The 11,345-nt window shown below is 68.8% G+C and carries 6 protein-coding genes and 1 pseudogene; 2 read left to right on the forward strand and 5 right to left on the reverse strand.

The window, feature by feature from the left end; translation table 11 throughout:
- Positions 1-119: 119 nt before the first annotated feature.
- Complete coding sequence (locus tag F4X11_04380) at positions 120-1,772, forward strand: TROVE domain-containing protein (protein MYN64251.1); 1,653 nt, start codon at positions 120-122, stop codon at positions 1,770-1,772.
- A 1,417-nt stretch (positions 1,773-3,189) separates the two neighbouring features.
- On the opposite strand, the pseudogene F4X11_04385 reads toward F4X11_04380, so the two are convergent.
- The 5 genes and pseudogenes from F4X11_04385 to F4X11_04405 form a co-directional block, all read right to left on the reverse strand.
- Positions 3,190-4,434, reverse strand: a pseudogene (locus tag F4X11_04385) (PQQ-dependent sugar dehydrogenase).
- 119 nt (positions 4,435-4,553) lie between these two features.
- On the reverse strand, positions 4,554-6,536 hold the full coding sequence (locus F4X11_04390) for a cytochrome P450 (protein MYN64252.1): 1,983 nt from the start codon (positions 6,534-6,536) through the stop codon (positions 4,554-4,556).
- 3 nt (positions 6,537-6,539) lie between these two features.
- On the reverse strand, positions 6,540-7,091 hold the full coding sequence (locus tag F4X11_04395) for a hypothetical protein (GenBank protein MYN64253.1): 552 nt from the start codon (positions 7,089-7,091) through the stop codon (positions 6,540-6,542).
- Entirely contained in the window at positions 7,091-8,176 is a 1,086-nt protein-coding gene (locus F4X11_04400) for a type III polyketide synthase (protein ID MYN64254.1), read from the reverse strand. The genes F4X11_04395 and F4X11_04400 overlap by 1 nt, the downstream gene beginning before the upstream one ends.
- On the reverse strand, positions 8,173-10,329 hold the full coding sequence (locus F4X11_04405; GenBank protein MYN64255.1) for a hypothetical protein: 2,157 nt from the start codon (positions 10,327-10,329) through the stop codon (positions 8,173-8,175). The genes F4X11_04400 and F4X11_04405 overlap by 4 nt, the downstream gene beginning before the upstream one ends.
- Between F4X11_04405 and F4X11_04410 the strand changes: the two genes are divergently transcribed.
- The coding region (locus F4X11_04410; protein MYN64256.1) for a GAF domain-containing protein at positions 10,244-11,345 on the forward strand (1,102 nt) is incomplete at its 3' end. The two genes, F4X11_04405 and F4X11_04410, sit on opposite strands and share 86 nt — an antisense overlap.

Below are 11,345 nucleotides of genomic sequence, written 5' to 3' on the forward strand. Positions count from 1 at the left end.
GATCCCTTGCTCGAGGCGTTTCGCGCTGAGCCGAAGCGGCAGGGTTATCTGCTTCCAACGCAACCCCCCCTTCCGCAGCCCCTTGTTCAGTGCGCCATGACGCGAATGGACACACTGACATGCGGGTTCTCAAGAACATCCACGGCGCCCCCGCGCCCCAGTCGGAGCCGATCGCGGGCCGCGAGACCGGGATGGTCCGCAACGCGGCGGGCGGTTACGTCTTCCCCGTCACGGACTGGATCCGCCTCGAACGGTTCCTGATCCTCGGAACCGAAGGCGGCACCTACTACACCGACGCGCGCACGCTTACCCTGGGGAACGCCGCTGTCGTACGCCGTTGCCTGGAAGCGGACGGGTCACGCACGGTGGAGACCATCGTGGAGATCAGCGTCCGGGGTCGGGCCCCGTCGAACGACCCGGCGCTGTTCGCGCTGGCGATGGCGGCGAGCTTCGGCGATCCGAAGGACCGTCGGGCTGCCGGCGAGGCGCTGCCCCGGGTCGCTCGCATCGGGACGCACCTGCTGCACTTCGTCTCCTTCGTGAACGACATGCGCGGTTGGGGACGGTCGATCAAGCGCGCCGTCGGGCGCTGGTATACGGATCAGGAACTGGACCGGCTGACCCGCCAGGTGCTCAAGTATCGTCAGCGCGACGGTTGGAGCCATCGTGACGTGTTGCGACTGACCCACCCGAAGTGCGCCTCCGGGCAGCGGCTGAACGATCTCATGAGGTGGGTCACACATCCGGACACGACGCAGGTCGATCCGAAGCAGTTGCCGCTGGTGGACGCATTTCAGCGGCTACAGCGGGCGGAGACCGTCTCGGAAACCGCCGGGCTGTTGAAGGAACACGCGTGGCTGTCGCGCGAGATGGTGCCGACCGAACATCTGGCGCAGAAGGCCGTCTGGGAGGCGCTGCTCCCCAATCTGCCGATGACCGCGCTCGTGCGGAACCTGCCGGTGATGACGCGGCTCGACGCCCTGCGGCCGCTGGCGGACGCAACGCGTGCGGTGACGGCGCGATTGACCGATCCGGAGGCGCTGCGCGCGGCCCGCGTGCATCCCCTGGCTTTGCTGGTCGCCTCGCGTACCTATGGCCAGGGCCGTTCGGAGCGCGGGTCGAGTACGTGGACGCCGACGCCCGCAGTCGCGGAGGCGCTGGAGCAGGCCTGCGTACTGGCGTTCGATCACCTGGAGCCGATGGCCGGGCGCGTCTATCTCGCGGTCGACGTGTCCGGATCGATGGGCTGGTCGCACGTTGCCGGGCTGTCGAACCTGACGGCGCGGGAGGCCGCCGCGGCCATGGCGATGGTCATCGCCCGACACGCCGATCGGCACGTCATCAAGGGTTTTTCGGCGGCCGGCGGTGGAGGTCCTTCCAGCGGTGGATGGGCGCACCGGACCGCCATGCAGGCGTTGCCGATTACGGGTTCCAGCACGCTCCGCGAGGCGGTCGAGGCGACCACCGACTTGCCGTTCGGCGGTACGGACTGCGCACTGCCGATGCTGGATGCCCTGGAACGGGGAATCGAGGCCGACGTCTTCATCGTGCTTACCGACAACGAGACGTGGGCGGGGCGGATGCACCCGAGCGAGGCCCTGCGCCAGTACCGGCGCAGGACCGGCATTCCGGCCAGGCTGGTGGTGGTGGGGATGACGGCCACCGAATGCAGCATCGCCGATCCCGAGGATGCCGGCATGCTGGACGTGGTCGGGTTCGACACCGCCGCACCGAACGTGATTCGAGAGTTCGTCGGAGGCGTTGCCGCGTGAGAGGGCGGGTTCTCGGTCCCCGTACCGAGTGAGACCTGCCAGGGTCGTCGTTGCCGCGAGCCGAAGGGCGCGCTGAGCCGAAGCGCGAGGGTTATCTGCTTGAAACGGAGACCTACCCTCCCGCACTCCTTGTTCAGCGCATTCTCGCCGCGCGTCGGCGTACCGAGGGGGGCCGGAAGGCCCCCTGGAAAGTCTCCCTGCACGCGCGTCCAGCGCAGCAGGTTTCCGCTCCGTAGTTGCCGTCGTGGCGAGCCTGCCGTTTCTAGTATCCCTCCAGGACCGGGAACCGTTCGTCGTCCGGAAGCGGTTGCACGTCAAGTGCGTTGAGCGCCATCGACACCATCCGGTAGCGCGCCGCGCTCAGGGTGATGCTCATCATCTGGTGCGTGTCGTAGCGCGACGACAGGTCCGCCCAGGTCTCGTCGGCGATCATCGAGTCGCGGAACATCTCGTTGGCGGCGTCGATGAGGGCGAGCTCGTTGGCGCCCCAGCCCGACTGATCGCGGCCCTGCGCGATCCAGACCGGATTCAGGCCGTGGTCGCGGGCCCGGCCGACGCTGCCGACGTGCTTGGCCCACTCGTAGACCGCGCCGGAGTTCCAGCCCATGCGCAGGATGAGCAGCTCGCGGTCGTGCGGCGTCAGTCGCGACCGCTCCGGATCGAGCACGTAGCGCGGGTTCAGGTTGCGCGCCTCCACCATCGTCGGGTGCTGCAGGAACGTTCGCGAGACCCGCAGGCCGTCGCCTTCGACCGGCTCGACGCGCGGCGTCGTCAGCGGCGGCTCCTGGTCCGGGACCACCACGCGATAGCCGACGTCGTCCACCGGCATCAGGGCCTCGGCCGGGACGCCGTCGTCCGGCTGGATGCCGAGCGAGTTGAAGAGGATCGCGTTGGTGGTGGTCCAGCCCACGGTCATTACCGCGTCGATCAGGTTGTGGGTGTCGAACTGCTCCGCCAGCGCCTCCCACGTCCGGTCGGTGACCGCCGCGTGGCGGAACAACTGGTCCGCGAAGCCGATGAGGATCGCCTCGAACGGGTCCCAGTCGTCGCCCGGACCCTGGGCCACGAGCATGACCTCAGCCGCGGTCAGGCCCGCCTCGGCCGCGCGGCTCGCCTCTGCCGCCCAGATGTTGGCGCTCTGGGTGAGCCACGCGGTGCGCAGGATGAGGATGGCGCGGTGGCGCGGCGACAGCGTCGATTCGTTGGCGATGTAGTTGGTGAACGGCAGCACGCGGTCGGCCAGGGCGGGCACCCGGGCCAGCGTGCGCACGACGTTGGCGGAGTGTCCGTCGGCCGAGTGTTTCTCGACGCTCGCGCGCTGCTCGGCGGTCCGGTCCGCTTCCGCCAGCGGCGGCACGCGCGCATCGGTCAACCGCACCGCCGGCACGACGGTGCCGGGCGCCTCGGTGATGGCGCGGGCGGGCTCGATGCGCAGCAGGGCGCCGTTGTCCTCCTCCGTCAGCACGTACAGGTAGCCGTCGGGTCCCTGCTGGACGTCGCGCACCCGCTGCTTCAGCTCCATCAGCAGCCACTCGCGGCGGATCTCCTGTCCCTGCCGGTTGAAGACGACCCGCTCGAGGTGGCCGGTGTGCTGCATCCGGCCCACCATCATCGAGCCGACGAAGAGGTTGCCGCGCCAGGCGGGGAAGTGCTCGCCGTCGTAGAAGGTGAGGCCCGACGGGGCGATCGACGGCCACCACATCACGTGCGGTCCGGTGAACTCGGGCAGCCACGGCGTCTCGGTGATCGGCCGGCCGCCGTAGGTGCGGCTGTAGGAGGCGATGGGCCAGCCGTAGTTCGAGCCGGGCTGGATGATGTTGGCCTCGTCGCCGCCCTGCACCCCGTGCTCGGTGGCCCACAGCTCGCCGGTGTCCGGATGGAAGGCGAGGCCGATCTGGTTGCGATGGCCCATCGTCCAGATCTCGGGGTGGTAGTCGGGGTCGCCGACGAACGGATTGTCGTCGGGCGCCGTGCCGTCGTCGTTCAGGCGCAGCAGCTTGCCGAAGTGGGTTTGCCCGTCCTGGGCGTACTCACCGGTGCCGGCGAACTCGAACGCGCCGCCGACGGTCATGAACAGCTTGTTGTCCGGTCCCCAGATCAGCCGCGACGCCGCGATGCCGCCGCCCCAGCCGTCGGCGACGAAGATGTCGCGCGTCTCGGTCAGCGCGCCGGCCCCTTCGTCGAGGCGCCCGCGCGCCAGCGCCACGGTGGCGCCCTGCCGACCGTCGCGCTCCTCCCCCTGCGAGTAGGTGAGATAGACGAGGGTGTCGTCCTCGGGATGGACCACCACGTCCATCAGCCCCGCCAGCCGCACGCCGGTGAAGACCTCCGGCACGCCGGGAACGTCCCCGTCGAGGAGCTGCCCGTTGCGGATGACCCGCAGCGTGCCCCGGTCGCGCTCGGTGACCAGGATGTCGCCGTTGCGGCGGAACGCCATCCCCCACGGGTGATCGAGCCCGGTCACGATCGGCACCACGCGGATGCGCGGCTGCTCGGCCGTGTACAGCACGACCGGCCGGTCCGGCGGCGGCAGGCCGGGCACGCCCCGCAGCGCGGAGGCGCCGGTGCGGTTCTGGGCCCCGGCCGTGGTCTGGAGCAGCGCGGCGCAGGCGATGACGACGGCGGCGGCGAGCGCGGTGCGGAACGGCGTCGTGCGGGTCATGGATTCCTCCCCGTGGCGTGGGGACAACTCTACCGGAAACGGGCGGGGAGAGTTCTGCGAGAGTCGCGCTGCGTCGGTGGGCGCGTGCGATCGCCCGCACCTCGCGCACCGCGCAGGCCTCAATGCCGTCGGCTTCTCATTCTGAACCTGAACCCCTTGTCCGGAACGAAGGAGGGAAAGAGAACCCAACGGTCCGTCTTCAATTCATAGGTCGGCGGAACCAGCTCCATGTCGGCCTCGTGCAGCAGGGTCGCGACAAGTAGCGGCAGTTGCGTTTCGGCGAACCCGCGGCCGGCGCAATGATGCACGCCGACGCCGAAAGGCGCGAACACGCCCGGCTGCTTGTGTTCCTCACGCCCCGGCAGGTAGCGGTCTATGTCGAACCGCTGCGGATCGGGAAAGTGCTCCGGCAGGTCGTGCGTGACGAAAAAGGCGAGGAACAGATCCGCACCCGCGGGAATCCGGTGTCCGTCGAAGTCGAACGACGTGGTCACCTTGCGTTGAATCCCCGGGACCGGCGTATACATGCGCAGCGCTTCGAGCATGATCCGGTACAGGACGTCCAACTCGTGCACCTTCGCCGCATCCGGTGTACCGCCGGCGAACAGGGCGTCCGCCTCGGCCTGCGCCCGCTCCCGCAACGCGGGGTTCTTCAGCACGACGTAGAGCATGCAGGCGCCGATGCTCCCCACGGTCTCGACGCCGGCGAACAGCGGCAACAGGGCGGTGAGCGGGAGGTCGCACTCGGGGAGGAACATCGGGTCGGCGCGGTGCAGCGTCAGGATGTCGTCGATCGCGTTGGCCTTGCGGGCGTGCTGCTGCAATTGGTGTTGCGTCAACCACCTGTCCGACAATTCCGCCGCGCGGCGGAGCGCACGCCGCTGCCGGGGCGTCCTGGGCAATCGGGGCGTATGCAGGAAGCCGCGGGTCACGGCCTCTCTGAGGACCAGGCGCACGTCGTCGATGTACTCCGCTGTCGACGATTGCGCGACGATTGCGCTCGTCGTCTCGCCGACCAGGCGGAGGATGGCAGGGAGAGCGCGCAACGGCGCGTTCAGCGGCATCGCGGCCACGGACCGCCGGATGACATCCACCGCTGCGGGGATCTCGGATTCGATGAGCTGCCGGGAAAGGCCGTCCCTGGTCTCGCGGCGCATCCGAACGTGGTCCTTGCCGTTCATGTTCAGCACGAAGCGCGTGGCGCCGAACTCCGCACAGAGCGGATCCCACATGTCGGACGTATGCAAATGCATGCGCTCCGAGCGGGACACGAACAGGTTGGCTTCCTGTCCTGCCAGGGCGACGAAGTTGCGCGTCAACGTCTTGACCCTGAAAACAGGCCCGACGCGCTGGTACTCCTGCACGAAGAACGTCCTTGGGTCGCGCGCCACGGCGAACGTGCTGCCCACCAGCGGCCAGCCGCGGGCCAGCGGCAGACCGGCGCCGCCGTCGCGCGCGGCGCGAGCCGCCGGTCGTACCATGCGCACCAGGGTCGCCACGGCCCGCCCGATCAGGTCGAGGCGGCTGACGATCGCGATCCGTTTTCGCGCCTTGACGAGTTCCTCTGCCGTGAGGAGCTTTCGCCAAACGTCGCAGGCATCGACCAGGCTGATGATCACGATGTCCGCCGGGTCCGGGATGTCGTCGCTGAACAGAACCCGCATGATGCGCAGCCTGACGTGCTCCTGCGTCGCTCCGTTCGTCGATGGATAGCGCCGCGCGTGCGCCACCTCCGGCGTCAGGGACAGGAATGCGTCCTCGCCGGGCTCGCGGAGTATGCCCCGGGAGACCAGCCGGGCAATCGTCCGCTCGCGGATCTCGTGCGCCCGCCGGGCCGTGCGTTCCACCCAGTACAACGCGTCATGCGTCTCTTGCGCGCCGACGATGTCGGCCAGCGTGGGGTCGAGCACGTCGTCACCGAGCGGCATTGGATCGCTGGGCGTGAGGTTGTCCAAATCGGTATCGATGCGATTCGCCAATTGCAGGTCCATCAACACCGCGCCGGCGAGAACCAGATGTTCCGTACGTTCGGTCATCGGGAGGAGCGTGCCGTGTTGCTCGTCCAGGAGAAACAGCAGGAACTCTTCGGCGGCAAGCAGCATCACTCACGCTCCCGGTCGGATACTCGATGCGCCGCCCTGTTCGGGTGCAGGGTCCCGGTCGCCACCGAACGTCTCGAGCGCCCGGTTCTCGACCCGCAGCCGTGCCCGGAGCACCAGCAGGTTCAGCACGGAGGCGGCTGCCGCCAGGATCCAGGCGCCGAACATCAGCGGCACCACGGCCATTTCGCCGCACACGATGAAGTAGTTGGGGTGCCGCACGTAGCGGTACGGGCCGCTGCGGATCGGCGCGACGCCCGGCAGCACCACGATACGCGTCGTCCAGCGCGACCCCAACGTGGCGATCACCCATACGCGCCCGCACTCCAGCAGCACGAAGACGGCGAGCAACGGCAGCGACACCGCCGTCCGGGGATCGATCGTTGCGGGCAGCGCGAGCAACCAGCCGGCGTGCAGGGCGACCATCGCCGGGTAGTGCCCGCGGCCGACTTCGACGGCGCCCCGAGCCAGGAGCGCCCGGTGGTTGCGGAGGGCGAAGCCCAGCTCGGCCAGACGCTGAAGCACGAGGAAGCCGACGATGACGTACAGGGCAGGCATCAGTCCGACTCCAACACCAGGTACCCGATCGAGAAGCCGGGCCCCAGCCCGGTCATCAGATACCGCCGCACCCCTCCGTGCCGCCCGTTGTCGGCGGCCGAGGTCATGAGGACGCGCTTCAGGATGAAGAGCACGGTGGCCGCCGACATGTTGCCGTAGTCGCGCAGAATCTCCCGGGACGCGGCGAGGCCGCCGGACGGGAGACCGAAGGCGTCTTCGAGCGCCTCCAGCACCTTGGACCCGCCGGGGTGGCAGATGAAGTCGTCGACGTCGGCGAGCTCCAGGCCCACGGAAGCGAGAAAGTCGTCGGTGACGCGCCGCACCCGGTGTCTGGCGAAATCGGGAACGCCGCGCGCCAGCCGCAACTCCAGCCCCTGTTGCGTGACGCGCCAGCCCATGACGTCGAGGCTGCGGGGCCAGGTATGCTCGCCCCAGGCCCTGATCGCGGGTCCGGGTCCGTCCGTGGTCAGCACCGCGCCCGCCGCGCCGTCGCCGAACAGAGCGGTGGCGACGATGTTCGCGGTCGTCCGATCGCTGCGGCAGAAGGTGAGGGTGCAGAGCTCGACGACCAGGCACAGGATGCGGCTGCCGGGCTGGGCGCACGCGCAGGCGGCGGCGCGCGCCAGCCCCAGCGCCCCGCCTGCGCATCCGAGGCCGAACACCGGCAGGCGCTGCACGTTGCGCCGAAAGGGCAGCTCCTCCATCAGCCGGACATCGAGCGCGGGCACGGCGACGCCCGTCGACGAGACGGTGACGAGCGCGTCGACGTCGCTGCACGCCAGGCCGGCGACGGTCAGGCTGTCGATGGCCACCTGCTTGAGCAGGTCGATCGCCCTGTCGATGTACAGATCGTTCTTCAACTCGAAGCTGTGTGCCTGTTCGTACCAATGGACGGGGGCAGCGGCGTACCGCGTCTCGATCTCGGCGTTCAGGAAGAGCTGCTTCAGACGGTCTCGCCTGGACGGCGGAATGTCGAACGAGCGCTGGAAGAAATCCAGCGCCTCGTCCTGAGGGACCCGGTGGGGCGGCACTGCGGTGGCGAGCGACGCGATTCGCGGCCGGGTCTGGTTGGACCCTGTCGTCATCGGGTGAGCTCCGCCCGCGTGGGGTCGCGGGAAGCGAACCGCGGAGGGGCGTCGCCGCGGCCGGACGCGAACAGCCACCGCGTCAGTTTGCTGCGCTTGAGACTGCGCCTTCCGAGCGCGCCGACCGCCAGGCCCCACAGGAAGGACCGCAGCAACCCGCGCAACTGAACCGGGTCGAGCCACGACCGCACTCCCGCCATCCACATGAGCGCCAGGCGCAGGGCGACCATGTGTCGGAACATCCGAAACAACGAGCGGGGGATCTCGTCGTCGCGGCAGTGCTCGAACCAGGAGTGGTTCAGTGCGAAGGCCGACTGCACCCTCACGCCGGCGCGGACCGATCGCGAGGGCTGTCGCGCGGCCGCCCGGGCAATGAGCGGCTCGAAGTCGGTCAACTGCCGGTCCAGTCCGTGTGCCGGCCGCCCCAGACTGGCCATCATCGCCGCCCCGACGGCATCGGCGTGATAGCCGTTGAGTAGCAGCGGCAGCGCGACATGAAAGAAGCCGACCACGTGGAGGTGCATGCTCAGGCGGCACTGATACCCGGCCTGCATGACGTCGTACAGCCTCGCGACCTGACCTTCCCCCAGTCCCAGGAAACCGGCGTAGGCTCGGTCGAGGGTGCTGACGTATCGTGCGGTCGAGCCGCCGTCCAGGTCGCGGCGGATCATGGCTCCCACCTGCTGAATTGCCATGGTCACCAGTGCAAGACCGGTGCTGTACAGAGGATCCACGGTATCGGCGGCATCTCCGATGAGGAACCACCCCTGGGAGGAGTACCGCTGCCGGGCGCGGTACATGTAGTTCCGGTACAGGTTGGTGTCGACCACGATCCCGCTCCGGACCAGGTCTCCCAGGATCGGGTGCTCGCGCGTCACCCGGTCGAGGAACTCCGGTATGGACGTCACGGGCTCGGGAAACAGGTCCGGCCGGCAGGTAAGCCCGACGCTCATCATCTGCCTGGACGGTTCGGCCCGGACCGGAAGCAGCCAGACCCAGTTGCCCCGTCCGAAGAAGTGATGCGCGGCATAGTACGCGTCGGGGCGGCGAGCATCGCTCGTGACGGCGTCGATGCGATCGAGAATGGACGCGTCGAAGTCCGCCAGACGGAACCAGAACGAGCTGCGCTGGTACGGGGCGGTGTCGCCGAGGTGCAGTTGACGCGCCAGCAGTCGGCGCCGTCCGGTGGCGTCGATCACCCAGCGGGCCGTGTGCGTTCGTACCGTCCCGTTGCTGCGCCGCACCACGACCCCGTGCTGCGCGCCCGAGCCTAACTCGACCCGCACCACCTTGCCGTCGACGTGCTCGACGCCGTTGTCGTGATTCAGTTGCCGCAACGCGTCGTCCAGAGTGAACCGGTTGACGAGAAACGACGGCAGCGGCGGATTGGTGGGGACGGCGTCCACGACATAGCGCGGGTCCGCAGGGATCGAGGGATCCAGCTTGTAGTAGAACGTGAGCCCGTACTTGGGGAGCTGTTTCTCGACCAGATGCCGTCCAAGACCAACTTCCTGGAGGAGTTGCGTGCTGAACTCGACCAGCGATTCGCCCACTATCGGCAGCGTCCGGACCGCCGGTCCCACGACGTCGACGCGCAGAGCGGGCATGTGTCGCGTGAACCAGGCAGCCGCGAGGTTGCCTGCGATCCCGTTGCCCATGATCAGCACGTCGCAATCCACTCTGGCCACACGACTCTCCTCGAACCGGCGTGCCGTGGCGGCTCCACTCCCACCGGAGCCTGCGCGCCGGTCCATATGGCCGTACACAGGGCGACGCCGGCAGGTGGTCACGATGCGGAACATGCACGCGAAGATCGGCGAGTTGACGGTGGCGCGGGTTCGTCCCGCAGAATCAGGATCGACCCGACCACACCGGGAAGCTTGAGAACCAGCCGACGGCCGCATGCACGCCGGCCGGCGCGGCCGACGACGAAATGCTGGCAAGTATAGCAGCACGTATACGAATATAGTGCTAACATAGCGTCCTAGTGGGCGAAGAATAGGCGTATTTCGACCCAATTCTGGTATTGCACCCTGCAACTGCGACACAAGCGCCAGGTGCCGAGCGATGACCAACTCCGATGACACCCGGGCCGAGAGCCCCGCGACCGACGCGGCACGCCGGCCCGCCCTGAGCAGGGCGTTGCTGCGCATCAGCGCAAGCCTCGACCTGGAAACCGTCCTGCAGGAAGTGGCCGACGGCGCCTGCGAGCTCACCGGCGCGCGCTACGGCTGCATCGTCACCGTCGACGAGTCGGGAACGCCCGGGGACTTCGTCACCTCGGGCCTGACCGAGGAGGACCACCGCCGGGTGGCGGCGTGGCCCGACGGCCTGCGGCTCTTCGAGCAGCTCCGCGACCTGCCGGGGCCGTTCCGGATCCCGGATTTCGCCGCCTTCGTGCGTTCGTTGGGAGTGACCTGGGACGTCGTGCTGTCAAGCGCCTGCATGAGCACGCCGCTGCGCCATCTCGGCGCCCATGTCGGCAACTTCTTCCTCGGCGACAAGGAGGGCCGGGCCGAGTTCACCGACGAGGACGAGGAGGTGTTGTTGCTGTTCGCGGCGCAGGCCGCGGCCGCGATCGTCAACGCCCGCACCTTTCGGGCCGAGCAGCGCGCCCGCGCCGATGTCGAGACCCTGGTCGAGACCTCGCCGATCGGCGTCGTGGTATTCGATGCGCGAACCGGCCGTCCGGCGTCGTTCAACCGCGAGGCAAGGCGTCTGTTCGAGGTCCTGCGCGTCCCCGGCCACCCTCGCGAGCACGTGCTCGAGGTGGCGACCTGCCGCTTCGCCGACGGGCGGGAGATCGAGCTCGACCGCTTCCCGCTGATCGAGACGATGAAAAGCGCCCAGACGCTGCGCGCCGAAGAGATGGTGGTCTCGACCCCTGGCGGGCGCAGCATCCGCGTGCTGCTCAACGCGACCCCGATCCACGCCGAGGACGGCACGGTCCGGTCGTTGGTGGCCACCGCGCAGGACCTGGCGCCGCTCGAGGCGCTCGACCGGATGCGGGCCGACTTCCTGGGGATGGTGAGCCACGAGCTGCGCACGCCGCTGGCCGCCATCAAGGGTTCGACGACGACGGTGCTGGATCCCGCCCAGAGCTTCGGTCCGACGGAGACGCGGCAGTTCTTCCGCATCATCGACGAGCAGGCCGACCGCATGAGCGCGC

It is taken from the genome of Acidobacteriota bacterium, assembly GCA_009861545.1.
GTDB lineage: Bacteria > Acidobacteriota > Vicinamibacteria > Vicinamibacterales > UBA8438 > WTFV01.

What these genes read in the sequence shown, in the direction of transcription:
- F4X11_04380 (MYN64251.1), top strand. Translation starts at nt 120, where the DNA reads ATGCGGGTTCTCAAGAACATCCACGGCGCCCCCGCGCCCCAGTCGGAG.
- F4X11_04390 (MYN64252.1), bottom strand. Translation starts at nt 6,536, where the DNA reads ATGCTGCTTGCCGCCGAAGAGTTCCTGCTGTTTCTCCTGGACGAGCAA.
- F4X11_04395 (MYN64253.1), bottom strand. Translation starts at nt 7,091, where the DNA reads ATGCCTGCCCTGTACGTCATCGTCGGCTTCCTCGTGCTTCAGCGTCTG.
- F4X11_04400 (MYN64254.1), bottom strand. Translation starts at nt 8,176, where the DNA reads ATGACGACAGGGTCCAACCAGACCCGGCCGCGAATCGCGTCGCTCGCC.
- F4X11_04405 (MYN64255.1), bottom strand. Translation starts at nt 10,329, where the DNA reads ATGCGCAGCAACGCCCTGCTCAGGGCGGGCCGGCGTGCCGCGTCGGTC.